This window comes from Brenneria sp. L4-2C, assembly GCF_040240335.1.
GTDB lineage: Bacteria > Pseudomonadota > Gammaproteobacteria > Enterobacterales > Enterobacteriaceae > Brenneria.
Window position 1 is genome coordinate 580,295 of the sequence record NZ_JBEIAC010000001.1, and the last position, 15,061, is coordinate 595,355.

The 15,061-nt window shown below is 52.4% G+C and carries 14 protein-coding genes, 1 tRNA gene and 1 pseudogene; 6 read left to right on the forward strand and 10 right to left on the reverse strand.

Going from position 1 to position 15,061, the window contains the following annotated elements; all coding sequences use genetic code 11:
- Window positions 1–19: 19 nt before the first annotated feature.
- Entirely contained in the window at window positions 20–655 is a 636-nt protein-coding gene (locus ABRZ26_RS02765; RefSeq protein WP_319602712.1) for a YceH family protein, read from the reverse strand.
- 9 nt (window positions 656–664) lie between these two features.
- Window positions 665–1,249 carry a ribosomal protein S5-alanine N-acetyltransferase gene (gene rimJ / locus ABRZ26_RS02770; protein ID WP_319602713.1) on the reverse strand — a complete coding sequence of 195 codons (585 nt, stop codon included), beginning with the start codon at window positions 1,247–1,249 and terminating at the stop codon, window positions 665–667.
- Between the two features lie 312 nt (window positions 1,250–1,561).
- Between rimJ and mdtH the strand changes: the two genes are divergently transcribed.
- From mdtH to ABRZ26_RS02785, 3 genes are all read left to right on the forward strand, one after another.
- Entirely contained in the window at window positions 1,562–2,767 is a 1,206-nt protein-coding gene (mdtH, locus tag ABRZ26_RS02775; protein WP_319602714.1) for a multidrug efflux MFS transporter MdtH, read from the forward strand.
- 156 nt (window positions 2,768–2,923) lie between these two features.
- Complete coding sequence (grxB, locus tag ABRZ26_RS02780; RefSeq protein ID WP_319602715.1) at window positions 2,924–3,571, forward strand: glutaredoxin 2; 648 nt, start codon at window positions 2,924–2,926, stop codon at window positions 3,569–3,571.
- A gap of 136 nt (window positions 3,572–3,707) precedes the next feature.
- Complete coding sequence (locus ABRZ26_RS02785) at window positions 3,708–4,271, forward strand: lipoprotein (protein WP_319602716.1); 564 nt, start codon at window positions 3,708–3,710, stop codon at window positions 4,269–4,271.
- A gap of 52 nt (window positions 4,272–4,323) precedes the next feature.
- Here the strand turns inward: ABRZ26_RS02785 and ABRZ26_RS02790 are convergent, their stop codons facing one another.
- Both ABRZ26_RS02790 and ABRZ26_RS02795 read right to left on the reverse strand, forming a co-directional pair.
- Window positions 4,324–4,896, reverse strand: coding sequence for a TorD/DmsD family molecular chaperone (locus ABRZ26_RS02790; RefSeq protein ID WP_319602717.1), 573 nt, complete (start codon window positions 4,894–4,896; stop codon window positions 4,324–4,326).
- Window positions 4,897–4,928: 32 nt separating this feature from the next.
- Window positions 4,929–5,666 carry a phosphatase gene (locus ABRZ26_RS02795; RefSeq protein ID WP_319602718.1) on the reverse strand — a complete coding sequence of 246 codons (738 nt, stop codon included), beginning with the start codon at window positions 5,664–5,666 and terminating at the stop codon, window positions 4,929–4,931.
- 248 nt (window positions 5,667–5,914) lie between these two features.
- Here ABRZ26_RS02795 and ABRZ26_RS02800 point away from each other — a divergent pair.
- The 3 genes and pseudogenes from ABRZ26_RS02800 to artJ all read left to right on the forward strand — a co-directional run bounded on the left by ABRZ26_RS02800 (window position 5,915) and on the right by artJ (window position 7,742).
- Window positions 5,915–6,004: transfer RNA gene (locus ABRZ26_RS02800), tRNA-Ser, on the forward strand.
- Window positions 6,005–6,847: 843 nt separating this feature from the next.
- Window positions 6,848–6,931: pseudogene (locus ABRZ26_RS02805) on the forward strand (arginine ABC transporter ATP-binding protein ArtP); the annotation flags it as partial.
- An 82-nt stretch (window positions 6,932–7,013) separates the two neighbouring features.
- Complete coding sequence (gene artJ / locus ABRZ26_RS02810; RefSeq protein ID WP_319602719.1) at window positions 7,014–7,742, forward strand: arginine ABC transporter substrate-binding protein; 729 nt, start codon at window positions 7,014–7,016, stop codon at window positions 7,740–7,742.
- Between the two features lie 104 nt (window positions 7,743–7,846).
- Here the strand turns inward: artJ and ABRZ26_RS02815 are convergent, their stop codons facing one another.
- The 6 genes from ABRZ26_RS02815 to ABRZ26_RS02840 all read right to left on the reverse strand — a co-directional run bounded on the left by ABRZ26_RS02815 (window position 7,847) and on the right by ABRZ26_RS02840 (window position 15,058).
- Window positions 7,847–8,680 carry an MBL fold metallo-hydrolase gene (locus tag ABRZ26_RS02815; RefSeq protein ID WP_319602933.1) on the reverse strand — a complete coding sequence of 278 codons (834 nt, stop codon included), beginning with the start codon at window positions 8,678–8,680 and terminating at the stop codon, window positions 7,847–7,849.
- A gap of 515 nt (window positions 8,681–9,195) precedes the next feature.
- On the reverse strand, window positions 9,196–9,363 hold the full coding sequence (rmf, locus tag ABRZ26_RS02820) for a ribosome modulation factor (protein WP_319602720.1): 168 nt from the start codon (window positions 9,361–9,363) through the stop codon (window positions 9,196–9,198).
- A 258-nt stretch (window positions 9,364–9,621) separates the two neighbouring features.
- Entirely contained in the window at window positions 9,622–10,185 is a 564-nt protein-coding gene (gene pqiC / locus ABRZ26_RS02825; protein ID WP_319602721.1) for a membrane integrity-associated transporter subunit PqiC, read from the reverse strand.
- Complete coding sequence (gene pqiB / locus ABRZ26_RS02830; RefSeq protein ID WP_319602722.1) at window positions 10,182–11,825, reverse strand: intermembrane transport protein PqiB; 1,644 nt, start codon at window positions 11,823–11,825, stop codon at window positions 10,182–10,184. Before pqiB ends, pqiC begins: the two co-directional genes overlap by 4 nt.
- Window positions 11,812–13,083, reverse strand: a complete 1,272-nt coding sequence (pqiA, locus tag ABRZ26_RS02835) for a membrane integrity-associated transporter subunit PqiA (RefSeq protein WP_319602723.1) — start codon at window positions 13,081–13,083, stop codon at window positions 11,812–11,814. The genes pqiB and pqiA overlap by 14 nt, the downstream gene beginning before the upstream one ends.
- A gap of 61 nt (window positions 13,084–13,144) precedes the next feature.
- Window positions 13,145–15,058 (reverse strand): ABC transporter ATP-binding protein, encoded by a 1,914-nt coding sequence (locus ABRZ26_RS02840; RefSeq protein WP_319602724.1) that lies wholly within the window; start codon window positions 15,056–15,058, stop codon window positions 13,145–13,147.
- Between the last annotated feature and the right edge of the window lie 3 nt (window positions 15,059–15,061).

A 15,061-nucleotide genomic window follows, 5' to 3' on the forward strand; every position in this document is an offset into this window, starting at 1 on the left:
CCCAACAGGAATGATCCGATCACGCCAGCAGCGCGGCAAGTTGCCGCTTGAGCTCTGCGACTTCTTTTTCCAGTATTTCCACGCGCGCCGCCAGATCGCCACTCTCCGCGTCGCTATCCTCGGCAGGCGCAGCCGCCTCGCTCGGTTCGCCGCTGAAAAGGTGCATATAACGGCTTTCGCGCTTGCCGGGTTCACGCGGCAGACGCGCCGTAAACGGCCCGTCTTCCCGCTGCTGGAGCTGCGCCAGCAGCGTTTCCACTTCAGCGACATCCGCAAATTCATGCAGTCGGGCAGCCCGCGTCCGCAACTCGCCGGGCGTTTGCGCGCCGCGCAACAGCAATGTCGCCACCAGCGCCACCTCGGCCGGAGAAAACTTCAGATCGCCGAACTCGGAATTGCAAAAGCGATGCTCATATTTCACCACGCGATTGCCAAATCCGCTGAGCGTGCGCAGGAAGTGTTTTTTTACCAGCAAATCGAGCGTCTGCTGCACCTCACTTTCACTCAGTTCCATGACCGGTTCGCGATTCGTTTTCTGGTTGCAGGCCGTCGTTATGCCGTTCAACGACATCGGATACTGTTCCGGCGTGGTAATCTGCTTTTCCAACAGGCAGCCAATCACTCGGGCTTCTTTGGCGCTTAGCTGATATTTCATCACGATTCCTTAGCGTTTTGGTTTCCAGTCATTATTCGTCAGCGCGGTCAGAACATGATCCTGCCATTTTCCATCGATGAGCAGATAGTCTTTCGCATAACCTTCACGCTCGAACCCCAATCGCGCCAGTAAATTGCCGCTGCGATGATTATGCGGCATATAGTTGGCCATAATCCGGTGTATATGCTGCTGACGCTGCATATAGCGTATCGCCGGTTGCAACGCTTCGAACATCAACCCCTGCCCCTGCCATTTCTGTCCGAGGGAGTAGCCCAGATAGCAGGCATGGAAAGCGCCACGCAGCACATTGCTGAAGTTCGCCACGCCCCGGATTTCGCTTTCATTCGGATCAAGCAGCAGAAAATAATAGGCGCTGCCTTGTTTATGCATATCACAGATCATGCTCAGGCGCGCGTGCCAACCGGAAGGATAGCAGTGGCTGATATCCCGAACTGGCTCCCAGGGCTTGAGAAAGTCACGATTCTCTGAATAGTATTCAGCCAGACGCCAGGCATCACGCTCATGAGCCAAACGCACCACCATCCGTTCGGTTGTTAAATGAACTTTTGACGGTGTAGAACGATAGCCAAACATTCCTCCCCCTGGGTTGCGGGTTGTTCGATAAGAAAAATTTATCGGGATGAAAAGATAAGTACCCTATATAAGCAGAAAATAGGGGTCGCTGCCGATAACGCTACTATAACCGGATAAATTCTCCGGCGTAAAACCCCCGTCGCTGAGTTATTGCGCGATCGATTCGATAATTCTTAATTTTATACTGAAAATGTTACTCAGATATCGTTCTGACGATAAAAAAATATTATCCATCAACAGGCTATCGCAATCGGCAAATAGAGTACAAAATAACCACTGTTATTATTTTCTCCTTCGTCCTCGTGGTGAATCATGCCCCTGATGTCGCAAGTTCGTAGCTCAGGTAAATATTTTCTATTACTGGATAATATGCTGGTGGTGCTGGGCTTCTTTGTCGTCTTCCCGCTTATATCCATTCGCTTCGTCGATCAACTGGGTTGGGCGGCGCTGTTGGTGGGGATTGCGCTGGGCTTACGCCAGTTTATTCAGCAAGGGCTGGGGATTTTCGCCGGCGCGATTGCCGACCGCTTCGGCGCGAAACCGATGATCGTGACCGGAATGCTGTTACGCGCATCAGGTTTCGTGTTTATGGCGCTCGCCGATCAGCCCTGGCTATTATGGCTGGCCTGTGCGCTTTCCGGCCTGGGCGGCACGCTGTTCGACCCGCCGCGAACCGCGCTGGTGGTAAAATTGGTTCGTCCTCTGGAGCGCGGACGTTTTTACTCCCTGTTGATGATGCAGGACAGCGCCGGGGCGGTGATCGGCGCGCTTATCGGCAGTTGGCTGCTACGCTATGATTTTGAACTGGTCTGCTGGGTCGGCGCCGTGATTTTCGTGCTGGCGGCGGCGCTGAACTGGAAATTTCTGCCCGCTTATCGAACCTCGACCGCCAGAACCCCCATGCAGGAAGGGATGGCCCGCGTGATCCGCGATCGTCGCTTCCTGACCTATGTGTTAACGCTGACCGGCTATTACATGCTGTCCGTTCAGGTCTTGCTGATGCTGCCGATTATGGTGAATGAAATTGCCGGCACGCCGACGGCGATAAAATGGATGTATGCCATTGAGGCGACCTTGTCGCTGACGCTGCTATACCCGCTCGCCCGCTGGAGCGAAAAACATTACCGTCTGGAGCAACGCCTGATGGCCGGGTTGCTGATCATGACCATCAGCATGTTCCCCATCGGTTTGACCACCAGCCTGCAATCCTTGCTGATGTTAATCAGCCTGTTTTACATCGGTTCGATTATTGCCGAACCCGCGCGCGAAACGCTGGGCGCTTCATTGGCGGACCCGCGCGCGCGCGGCAGCTACATGGGATTTAGCCGTCTTGGATTGGCATTAGGCGGCGCCATTGGCTATAGCGGCGGCGGCTGGTTGTTCGACGCGGGACACGCGTTGGAACAACCGGCGCTTCCCTGGTTTATGTTGGGCGTTATCGGTTTGCTGACGCTGGCCGCATTGTATTGGCAGTTCAATTTACGCCGCATTGAACCCGCCATGCTTGGCGGTCACTGATCCCGCTATTTTAGCGGCGCATTTGATCTCGCGGGTATTGGCCCCCATACTTCCCTAATACATTCAATTGATTGTTACGTCGTCGTTTAAGGACATGTTTCATTCAAGGTCGCGCTTGCGGCCATTGTTTTATCAGCAGATCAGAGGATACCGAGTATGAAATTATATGTTTACGATCATTGCCCTTTCTGCGTAAAAGCACGCATGATTTTCGGCCTGAAGAATATCCCTGTCGAGTTGCTGGTCTTAGCTAATGATGATGAAGAAACGCCCAAAAAAATGATCGGACAAAAAATGGTGCCGATCCTGCAAAAAGATGACGGCAGTTTTATGCCGGAAAGTATGGATATCGTTAATTACATTGATAATTACGATAAAAAACCGCTATTGACCGGCCCAACCAACCCGGCGATTACCGCCTGGTTGCGCAAAGTCTCCGACTATACCGCGCGGCTGATTATTCCGCGTTTTGCCAAAGGGGCGTTTGAAGAGTTCGCCAACGCATCGGCCCGCCAGTACTTCATCAGTAAGAAAGAAGCGCAGATAGGCAGTTTTGAAGAGCATCTCGCCCACTCCGCCGGTCTGATTAAAAAACTGAATAACGATCTGCTGGAGCTGGATCCGCTGATTGTCCAGCCGAACGCCTGCAATGGCGAACTCTCCACAGATGATATTCATCTCTTCCCAACGTTGCGTTCCTTGTCGATTGTCGCTGGCGTCACGCTGCCGTCACGCGTCGGCGCATACCGTGACAATATCGCCAAGCAGACGCAGATCACCTTACTGAGCAGCCTCGCCCAATAAGCAACGGCCACGCCCTTGCTTTATGATCAAGCAAGGGCGGACTTTCAGCGCTATCCGATTGGTAATATTCTCCTCGCCATGCACCCTGCGTTTGCAATAGATTACCCATGTAAAAATGATCTTTGAGGCCGGAATAATGAAGAAGTTGGGATTTGCTGCCGCGGCATTGCTGCTCGCATTCACACTGAGCGGCTGTAACAAACTGACGCAGTACACGCTTAATGAGCAAGAAGTCAACGAGTACCTGCAAAAGCATAACGATTATCAAAAACAGTTGGGCATCCCCGGCGTGGTGGACGCCAATATCGTATTAACCGACCTGACCAGCCAAATCGGCAGAGCGGAGCCAGGTAAAGTCACCCTGTCCGGCAATGCCAAGGTCGATATCACGTCGCTGCTCGGCAATCAGACCGCTGATATGAAGCTGACGTTGCAGGCGCAGCCGGTGTTTGATAAAAATCAGGGCGCAATTTATCTGAAAGACATGGAATTGGTCGATTACACCGTGCAACCCGAAAAAATGCAGACGGTGATGGATACGCTAAGCCCTTATCTGAACCAATCGCTGAAAACCTATTTTGCGCAGAAACCCGCTTATATCCTGAATGCGGATCACAGCACAGCGGAAGCGTTAGCAAAGAAAATGGCGAAAGGAATCGAAATCAAACCAGGAAAAATCATTATTTTGTTCACAGACTGATCGGCGTTTCAGGTGACGGCGACGCCGTCACCTGCTCTGCCCCCGCCTTGATTTACTCAGCGTTCGAGTCCGGCAAGGCTTGCGCTTCATCCAGCTCTTCGCGCATGGCATCAAGCGCCTCACGACAGATAATCGCCAGGGTGCGATAAAACGCCGTCTCGGCATGACTTTCGACCTTGCCTAAAAAGCGATCGCTCCAGGGCAGCAGATATTCGTCAAAGAGTTCGATTTGCGCCGCGCTTTCATCTTCCTGCGACTGATCTTCCAACCATGACGCCGCCAGCAGCAATCCGCCGAAGTGGTCGACGGCGCCTTCATTCAGCGGCATGCCCCGCTGCTGTAAAAACGTACGCACATCCGCAGCGTTGTCTGCCGTATCATAGGCGGAGCGCCAGGGCGAGACGGCGCAGGCTTCGCCGACAAACAACCTTTGATAATCTTCCGCGATGGCGGGAATGTCGCTCCCTTTTTGCAAACGCGCCAGCAGCGCATCCTGCTCCAGCGGCCAGTGCGGCTGAAGCTTGCCCGTCCGGATCAAAGAAAGCAGCGGCGTCACCACCGGATCCTGAGGCTGGCGATAAAACAACGTACCCAGGATGCGGCATACGATAGAAAACTCATTCATTCAAAACCTGCTCATTATTTTTAGTGACACGATCACAGATCGGCGAACTCGGCGATTGCGGGCCTTCCCCGCAGTTCAAGGAAGTCCAATACCCGCCGGGGACTGACGTTTAAAATACGATCCTGCGGGAAATCGACCTTCTGCAAAATACGTTCGCAATGGGTGAAGTCCCCCAGGGAAAAGGCGATATGGGAATCCGTACCTAAAGACAGCAATCCTCCCGCATCACGTACGGCTTCCGCGATGGCCTGGCAATTTGCCTCGCTTCCCTTACGCGAGTGCATAAAGGAGGAGTTATTCAACTCCAACGCCACATTATACCTGGCGGCGGCCTCGGCGACGGCGCGAATATCGATGGGAAATTTAGGGTTGCCGGGATGGCTGATGATATGCGCATCGCCATTGGCCATGGTCGCAATCATCGCGGCGGTATGGGTCGCTTTATCCTGAGGCGGGAATACCGGTTCATGGAAACCGGCAATGATTAAATCCATTTGCTCCAACATCGGGCCGGTGCAATCGATATCGCCATCCACATTTTTAATATTGGCCTCGATTCCGCGCAAAATGCCCACGCCATCCACCAGCCGCGGCCAGACCCGCATGTTCATAAAGTGCCAGTAGTGCGGCGCATCCGCCATATCGGGGCCATGATCGGTAATGGCGAACAGGCGAATATCTTTTTTCTTTGCCTCGGCGATATAGTCATGCAATGTGCTGTATGCATGCGTGCTGGCAACGGTGTGCATATGTAAATCGACGGGATACATAATTTCTCCTGAGTCAGCTTTTAATGAGCAGCATAACATTTTTGCTCCCGGCGCACAGTCAGCGGACAACCCGGCCTGTCCCCCTGGTTTGACGCGCATGCTGCATTCTGATCCGGGAATATGGCGAGTAAAGCAACAAATTGATTTAACTTTAGCTAAACGCGCGCGGCAAAAGCAGAAGTTTATTGACGCTGTACGCGAATTTCCCTACATTAGCGCCGTCCGCTGATATGACTACGGCGAACCACGGTGAGGTGTCCGAGAGGCTGAAGGAGCACGCCTGGAAAGTGTGTATACGTGAAAACGTATCGAGGGTTCGAATCCCTCCCTCACCGCCATATAAAAGAAAACGCCCCTGACGCAAGTCAGGGGCGTTTTCTTTTATATATTGATGGGACTGATAAGAAACCTCGCCAGGGTTCGACAAAACGGCAGGAACGCCGTTTTGGACCGCCAACGGCGGCCCGCAGGGCGAGCGCCACGGAAGGCGCGAGTCAATCCCGCCGCAAGTCAGGGGCGTTTTCTTTTATATATTGATGGGACTGATAAGAAACCTCGCAGGGTTCGACAAAACGGCAGGAGCGCCGTTTTGGACCGCCAACGGCGGCCCGCAGGGCGAGCGCCACGGAAGGCGCGAGTCAATCCCGACGCAAGTCAGGGGCGTTTTCTTTTATACGTTGATGGGACTGATAAGAAACCTCGCAGGGTTCGACAAAACGGCAGGAGCGCCGTTTTGGACCGCCAACGGCGGCCCGCAGGGCGAGCGCCACGGAAGGCGCGAGTCAATCCCGCCGCAAGTCAGGGGCGTTTTCTTTTATATATTGATGGGACTGATAAGAAGCCTCGCCGGGTTCGACAAAACGGCAGGAGCGCCGTTTTGGACCGCCAACGGCGGCCCGCAGGGCGAGCGCCACGGAAGGCGCGAGTCAATCCCGCCGCAAGTCTCGTTCTATTTTACCTCTGCCGCGACTGCTGAATAAAGAAATCAGCCATTATCCGTCTGATTTATTCTCCGCCCGACAAAACCATTCGCTTATTCGGAAAACGAAAATACTCAACTGAAATATAACTATAAAAATAGATTATTAGTAAATTACAATACGTATTGATTATAGAAATACTTTTTTGCCGTTATAAAGATATTGATGCCTGTTTATTTCTCGCGCATGAGCATTTAATGAATCGGCATTAACTGTTTCTATAACGCGCATCAGGCGCTATTTGATATTAATTTACTCTGTCCGTCAGGGGATACGCGGGTATTAACCGATTCCGAAAGTTTCCCCGGTTTCGGACAGCAGAATGCGCCGATTATTTATCATATTAATTGCTATCAGGAAGATAATAATGAAAAAATTGATTTTCGCCACCTTGCTGGCGGGATACAGCCTCTCGGTCAGCGCCGCCGAAACCATCCGTTTCGCGACGGAAGCCTCTTATGCGCCATTCGAATTTATTGATGCCGATAATAAAATACAAGGGTTTGATATCGACCTGGCGAATGCGCTGTGTAAAGAGATGCGGGTCACCTGCACGTTCAGCAATCAGGCATTCAACGGCTTGGTTCCCGGTCTGAATTATCGCCGTTTTGATGCGGTTATCGCCGGCATGGACATCGCGCCGGAGCGGCAGAAACAGGTCAGCTTTACCCAGCCGTATTATGATAACTCGGCGTTATTCATCGCGCAGAAAGGTAAGTATCCCGCTATTGATGCGCTGAAAGGCAAACGCGTCGGCGTGCAAAATGGCACCACGTACCAGAAATATCTACAGGAAAAATACGCCGATATCACCACGGTACCCTATGACAGCCATCAAAATGCCGTGCTGGATCTGAAAAGCGGTCGTCTGGACGCCGTTTTCAGCGATACCGCGGTGATCAATGAATGGCTGAAGCATAACCCGACGCTCGCCGCCCTGGGCGATAAAATCACCGATAAAGACTACTTCGGCATCGGTCTGGGTATCGCGGTTCGCAAGGGCAACGAGGAACTGGCGAACAAATTCAATGTCGCGCTCGATAAAATTAGACAGAACGGCCGCTACCAGGCCATCTATGAAAAGTGGTTCCCGTAGTAATCCGATACACCATGACTACCCCCCTCTTTTTCCTCAGCGCCGCCGGGATGACCGTCGGCCTGATTGTTTGTCGTCAGGGAAACCCCAGTTGGAAACGCTATTCAATAAAAATCAAATACGGATCCGGTGCCGACCTCCGCAACATTTGCGGTCTTTGATAAAGCTATTTTCGCGGCGAGATCGGTGCAATGGCAGGGATAAATAACGCGAGCATTCAATGAGGAAAAAAATTGGGCGGTAAAATCAAGCTGTTCCCTCTCCGCGTTCAAAAGATGGAAGCCGCCGATAACAGATTGTATTTTTTCCTGTTTGAAAAAGGTCATGCCGTAATCGATAATATTACAGACGCCGGAATGCGAACATCCCGTAATAATCACCAGCCCCTCTTTGCCGTTATACGCCAGGGCGCTATCATCACGCACAGAATCAGAAACATATTTGCCGTCCACGCCGCGACATTCACCGATCGTTTCTTGCGCTTCAAAAGGGTTCAGCCGCGGAATTTCACCTAAAAAGAACAGTTCGTCGCCGAGGCAAAAAGGTTCCGTTGTGTTAATAACGTTGAAAAAAGGGGGTAATGAATCCGGCGTCAGCAAACTTCCAATGACGTTTTTATTTTCACATTTTTTAAACCACGCTTCGGGATGAGCAATAATCTGTATCTCTTTTTCAGGGAGGAAATTGATTTTATTGTAATACTGGATTAAATGCATTAACCCCCAGGTATGATCATTGTGACCATGAGAAAACACGATATAGTCTAACTTACGCAGATCAATCCCCATAGAGAGCGCATTGAGAATAAAAGCGTCTGAATAGCCGGTATCAAAGAGAATACTTTTCCCTTCCTGTTCTATCAGATAGCAAACGCCGGGCTCGCCAATCAGATAGGTATCAATTAATGTATTATTGTCGACCAGAATCGTTATTTTCATCATCGAATTTCAATTATAAGTATATAGCCAATAAATATAACAGTACGAATTTAATCAGTTAAAAAACCTGTTACTTCAACACGTTACTGAACCCGCCATTTAGAACAACTCGACAGCGAAAAATTGAACAGCGTATCCCGAAATTCGCATATATATATACGAAATGGCGATAATCCCTACATGCGTGTTCATCATTTTTACCCGCGTTCTATCGCATTTAAATTCGAATGCAACAGCAATAAAACCTAAAGTTCCCTATTCACTATACATGCCAATTCGGTTCGGTTATAGCCCTCTTTATCCAGAATGAATAGTTTTTCTGTCGGTAATTTGAATAACGTTTTCGTCTCTCAGCAAAAAAACGCGTGATATTGTCGTCATTTTGTCATTATTAATGGCCGAACCGTCAGGCAGCCCTTTGACCAGCAAAATCAGAGGACAGCGCCCGTCAAGGCGCACCATAAAAAAAGCCCCCGCCAATGCGGAGGCTACTCCCTGTTTAACGACAAGGCGAGTTAAGCCGTTACCGCCTTGTCCTCCATGGCCTTGCGCCAGCCTCCCAACCAGTAAGACCGCGCATTTAAAGATTGATAGGGACAAAGCTCCCTTGGTCTGCCGGAAATACCTGCTTGATAACCACGTGAATGAGCCCTTTCGAGGCGATCGCGTTTCTGTCTCTTCATGCCTTATTTCCCTCATTATTTATCTGGTGGAAAAAAAACAGTGATTACTTTCTAGGCAATCACAGCTTATGAATAGCCATTACGACGCCAAAGATCAAGGCGCAAAATTCACGCCAATGTCACATTTATGAACTAAAATAAGAATTTTCCCCGAAGCAAACAGCAGCGCCGGCGCAAGGAAAAGAACAAAAAAATAAAGCCTCTGAAAGAGATAGGCTACTTCACCTACCCTCTCAGAGGCTCCGTTAAGGACGGGGATTAATCTGCGGCGGTGACTTGCCGGGCGATGGATTGAGCAACTTGCCGCCATCCCTGAGACAGGGTTCTGACCAACGCGTCATAACCATCTTCGGACTGCGGCAGCACGACATGAAACGGTTGCTTGAACACCCGGCCATGATGATTCAGCACCCACTCGCCGCCGATCACCACCTTGCCGTCATAACGCCCGTGAAACGCGGTTACCGACACATTCAGCACCGACTGTTCGCCGCCCTGCGGCTGCGTCGTTACCAGCCATCCCGGCATCCCACGGCTTAAATCGGCCACCAGCGATTGCTGAAGCTGTTGATCCAGCGGACTGGCCCACAAATTATTACTGGCTATAACGTATTGCACATCGTTGGTCTGGTAAACCAAACCCGAACTCGCCAGATAATCCGCCACGCTGACGTGCTCCAACCACAGTTGCTGACCGGTCGCCGTTTTCTCAACCGACGCAACCTCGTCAGGCGTTGACGGTAACTGATAATAGGTTTTTTGCGAGTTGCCGCTACAGGCGCTCAGCAGCAGCGCCAGCGCCAGAGTCCATCCTTTCATCATTGTTTTGCCTTTTTCGGTTGAGGATCTTCACTGCCCGATGCCTCAAACACCAGAGCATTACTCTTTTCATTTAAGGTACGCAGTACGGGTTGCAGTTCACGCAGAACCTGATCCAGGCGTTGCATATCCGCCACCATCTTATTGTAGGCCGGCGAGCCGGGCTGGAAGCCCTTCATGCTGCGATTCAGTTCAAGTAAGGTCTTCTGCATATCCTGCGGCAAATCCTGCATGGCCTTGCTGGCGGTGATCTTATTCAGCGAAGCCAGCGTTTTTTGCATTTCCCGTAGCGTTGCCTGACTTTCCGCCAGCGTTTGCGTCGCTTGATTCACCATCGGATTTAACGGTAATCCATTAACCTTATCCAATATCGCCATCAGCTTTTGCTGAATCTGCGTCAGTCCGCCGCTCACGGTCGGCAGCACCGGGTAGCCGTCGATGGTGACCAGCTTGCCGTTGGATTTTTCCCGCGGATAGAAATCAATATCGATAAACAGCGAGCCGGTCAGCATATTGGCGCTTTTTAACGCCGCCCGTAATCCCTGCGGTTGAGACTGGGACAGATGCTGTTCAAAGTTGAAGTCGTTGCCCAGATCCTTGGCGAAACGGCCCGGTTCAATGCGAATAAGCACCGGGATGCGGTAATCGTTATCAATATCCTGTTTCAGATCCTTGGTGAAAAACGGCACCTGAGCCACCGTCCCCAACCGAATGCCGCGGAATTCAACCGGCGCGCCCGGCTGCAAACCGCGAACCGATTCGTTGAAAAACATCAGGTACTCCTTGTATTCGGTATACAGGGAATCCTGAATGCTATGTTGATCGTCAAACAGGGTATATTCGGCCAGCGGCTTGGCGACCTCGCCCTGCTCCCAGCCTGACGGCACATCAAAGCTGACGCCGCCGCTGAACAGCGTGGCTAACGACCCCATCTCCACCCGCATCCCCTGGGCGGACATATCGAACGCGACGCCGCTGTCCTTCCAGAAACGGACATTGCTGGTCACCAGAATGTCGTAAGGCGCGGAGATAAACAGCTGATAGCGAATTTTACGCGCCTTGGGGTCAAACTCGCTGGTTTCAACCGTCCCCACCCGATAGCCGCGGAACAACACCGGGTCGCCGGCATTCAACTGACCTGACTGTTCGCTATCAAGAACAATACGAATGCCTTTGGCATCGGGAGATGCCAAAGGCGGCGTATCAAGCAGCCTGAATTCCTTTTTCTCTTCACCGTGCGAACCCGGCTGGATCTCGATATAAACGCCTGACAGCAAGGTACCCAGACCGGAAATTCCCGAGCGTCCCACCTGCGGTTTCACCACCCAGAACGCCGAATCTTCCTTCAAAAGCTTATCCATATCATCATGCAGACGCGCCTTGATTTCCACGCGGTGGAGGTCGTCGCTCAGTTCGACGCTTTCCACCACGCCGACCTCGACGCTGCGGCTTTTGATCGTCGTTTTCCCCGCCTCGATGCCTTCGGCATTACTGGTGATCAGGGTAACCTGCGGCCCCTGATGGCTGAAATGATAAAATAATATCCACGCGCCAATCAGCACCGTAACGATGGGAACAATCCAGACCGGCGACCAGCGTTTAATCGTTTCTACATCCGCAACGGCGTATTTATCTTTCGTCAACGGAGGACTCCTTATGAAAAACTTCACGGCGATCCCACAGTAGCCGGGGATCAAATGTCATAGCAGCAACCATAGTCAGAATCACCACGGAAGCAAACAACACGGCGCCGATCGCAGGATAAATGCTCATCAGTCGCCCGATTCGCACCAGAGCCGACAGCACGGCGATAACAAATACATCGATCATCGACCAGCGACCGACGAACTCCACGATTTCATACACTACGTGCAAACGCTCGCGATCGCGTTTTTCTCTGCCATGCGTGCTCCAGCATAACCAGCCTAAAGCCACCATCTTCAGCGTCGGCACCATGATGCTGGCGATAAAAATCACCATCGCCACCGGATATGAGCCAGTACCCCACAGCAGGATCACTCCCGCCATAATCGTCGATCCGGTCTGATTTCCCAGCGATTCCGTCACCATGATAGGCATCAGATTCGAGGGAATATAAAGCATAATCGAGGTGATCAGCAGCGCCATCGTCCACTGTAAACTATGCTTCCTGCGGGCATATCCGCGGCTGCGGCAACGCGGGCAAACCCGTTGATCCGCAGGGAGTATCGCCGTGCAGCACGGGCAGGATCGCAGTCCTTGCGACAGCCCGCTGTCGCCCGTGCGCGGCAGCGCCGGCAACGCCGGCGGCGGCGCGATATCATTCCATAGCCAGCGGCGATCCAGGCTTTGAAACGCCAGCAATTGCAACACGCAAAACAGCATAAAAGGCATAAAGCTGGTGCCGATGCCGATATCCCCGTAAGCCATCAGCTTGACGAAACTGACCAGCACGCCGGCCAGAAAAATCTCCGCCATACCCCAGCTTTTCAGCAGAAACAGCGCCTTGCCCATGATTTTTTTCAATGGCAACGGCAACGAGGCATGCAGGCAGAGCAAAATCACCGTCAACATGCTCAAGGCGGGAACAAGCTGCACAAACAGCATGAAGAGAGTCGCGACGCTGACATAATCCTCCGCCGCCATCACTTTAGGGATTTCACCCAGCGTGATTTCACTGGTTATCCCGGCGACCCGCATATTCACGAAGGGGAACAAGTTGGCCACCAGCAGCATAAATAATGCGCTGAATGCGTAACCAAGCGGCCGATTCCGCGGTTCCGCCTGCTTACTGGTTAATGCGGTTTTACAACGAGGACAAACCGCTTTTTGACCATGCGACAATCGCGGCAGTTCGACCATCAGGTCGCACTGCGGACACAGCATATAGTCATCATGTTGATGATGGTCATGGGAACACACTGCCAGCCGCCTCCTTTGGCCTGACGCCGCTTACAGCGCGCGCAGGCCGTCTATTGCAAAATTAACCGTTTTTTTGCGCTTCGAGTAACTCCCAGCGTTCAAAACAGGATTCCAGCATTTTTTCAGTTTCAGCCAATGCGGTCAGCACCTGCTGTGTTTCTGCATGCGGGCGGCTAAAGAAGTCAGGATCATTCATTTGCGTTTGCAGCTCTGCTATCTGCTGTTCCAGCTGTTCTATTTGCAACGGCAACTGATCCAGCTCGCGCTGCTGGTTATAGCTCAGTTTAGCCGTATTGCGTTTAGCGGGCTGTGCGGTTCGTCCGTCGGCGAGCGAAGACGATGACGCCGACGCTTCGGCAACGGTGCGCAGAGGCGTCGATTCGGCGCGTTGCCTCTGGGCGTCATAATAGCCGCCGACATAACGGGAGACGTTGCCGTCGCCGGCAAAGATCCAACATTCCGTCACCGAGTTATCGACAAACTGCCGATCGTGGCTCACCAGCAACACCGTCCCTTGATAACCGTCGATCAGCTCTTCCAGCAGTTCCAGCGTTTCCACATCCAGATCGTTGGTGGGTTCATCGAGGATCAGCAAATTACTGGGCTTCAGGAACAAACGCGCCAGCAATAAACGGTTGCGCTCCCCGCCGGATAAGGCTTTGACTGGCGTCATCGCCCGTTTGGGATGAAACAGAAAATCCTGCAAATAACCGAGCACATGACGCGGACGGCCATTCACCATGACTTCCTGTTTTCCTTCCGCCAGGTTGTCCATCACGGTACGCTCAGGATCAAGCTCGGCCCGGTGCTGATCGAAATAAGCCACTTCCAGTTTGGTGCCGCAGTGAATTCGACCGCGGGTCGGCGCCAGTTCGCCCAGCATCAGCTTGAGCAGCGTGGTTTTACCGCAGCCGTTCGGCCCGACCAGCGCAATTTTATCGCCGCGTTGTACCTGCGCCGAGAAATTGCGGATCAATACTTTATTATCGATCTGATAATCAACATCTTCCAGCTCAAAGACAATTTTCCCGGAGCGCGCCGCTTCTTCCACCTGCATTTTCGCCGAGCCCATGACTTCCCGACGCTGCGAACGTTCCTGGCGCATCGCTTTCAGCGCGCGCACCCGGCCTTCGTTTCGCGTGCGTCTGGCCTTAATCCCCTGACGGATCCAGACTTCCTCCTGCGCCAGCTTGCGATCGAACTCCGCATTTTGCAGATCCTCCACCCGCAGCGCTTCCTCTTTCCCCGCCAGATACTTGTCGTAATTTCCCGGCCACGACACCAGCTTGCCGCGATCCAAATCGACAATACGGGTCGCCATATTGCGGATAAAGGAACGGTCATGGGAAATGAACACAATGCTGCCCTGAAAGGTTTTCAGGAAGGTTTCCAGCCAGTCGATGGTTTCGATATCCAGATGGTTGGTCGGTTCATCCAGCAGCAGCACCCGGGGGGAACTGACCAACGCTCGCCCCAGCGCCGCTTTACGCAACCAGCCGCCGGACAGCGACGCCAATGGGGCATCGGCCTTCAGTCCCAACTGTTCCAGCACCTCATGAATGCGGCTTTCCAATTGCCACAGTCCCTGATGCTCCAGGATATCCTGCAACTTGGCCAACTGATTCATATTCTTTTCGCTGGGGTCGGTTTCAACCAGACGCAGCGTGGCGTGATAATCTTTCAGATAATCCGCCTGGGCGGCCACGCCCTCGGCGACGAAATCAAAGATAGTGCCGGCGACATCGCGCGGCGGATCCTGTTGCAGCCGGGCGACGATCAAATCCTGCTCATAGGTGATCCGCCCGTCATCCAGCGGAATTTCCTTCGCCAGTATTTTCAGCAGCGTCGACTTGCCCGCGCCATTGCGGCCGACCAGACAAACGCGTTCGTTTTCTTCAATATGAAGTTCCGTGTTATCCAACAGTGGGGCATCGCTGAATGACAGCCATGCGCCCGATACACTGATTAATGACATCGC

Bases quoted from the DNA above. Each gene is read 5' to 3' on its own strand.
- ABRZ26_RS02765 (WP_319602712.1), bottom strand. From the start codon at position 655: ATGAAATATCAGCTAAGCGCCAAAGAAGCCCGAGTGATTGGCTGCCTG.
- rimJ (WP_319602713.1), bottom strand. From the start codon at position 1,249: ATGTTTGGCTATCGTTCTACACCGTCAAAAGTTCATTTAACAACCGAA.
- mdtH (WP_319602714.1), top strand. From the start codon at position 1,562: ATGCCCCTGATGTCGCAAGTTCGTAGCTCAGGTAAATATTTTCTATTA.
- grxB (WP_319602715.1), top strand. From the start codon at position 2,924: ATGAAATTATATGTTTACGATCATTGCCCTTTCTGCGTAAAAGCACGC.
- ABRZ26_RS02785 (WP_319602716.1), top strand. From the start codon at position 3,708: ATGAAGAAGTTGGGATTTGCTGCCGCGGCATTGCTGCTCGCATTCACA.
- ABRZ26_RS02790 (WP_319602717.1), bottom strand. From the start codon at position 4,896: ATGAATGAGTTTTCTATCGTATGCCGCATCCTGGGTACGTTGTTTTAT.
- ABRZ26_RS02795 (WP_319602718.1), bottom strand. From the start codon at position 5,666: ATGTATCCCGTCGATTTACATATGCACACCGTTGCCAGCACGCATGCA.
- artJ (WP_319602719.1), top strand. From the start codon at position 7,014: ATGAAAAAATTGATTTTCGCCACCTTGCTGGCGGGATACAGCCTCTCG.
- ABRZ26_RS02815 (WP_319602933.1), bottom strand. From the start codon at position 8,680: ATGAAAATAACGATTCTGGTCGACAATAATACATTAATTGATACCTAT.
- rmf (WP_319602720.1), bottom strand. From the start codon at position 9,363: ATGAAGAGACAGAAACGCGATCGCCTCGAAAGGGCTCATTCACGTGGT.
- pqiC (WP_319602721.1), bottom strand. From the start codon at position 10,185: ATGATGAAAGGATGGACTCTGGCGCTGGCGCTGCTGCTGAGCGCCTGT.
- ABRZ26_RS02840 (WP_319602724.1), bottom strand. From the start codon at position 15,058: ATGTCATTAATCAGTGTATCGGGCGCATGGCTGTCATTCAGCGATGCC.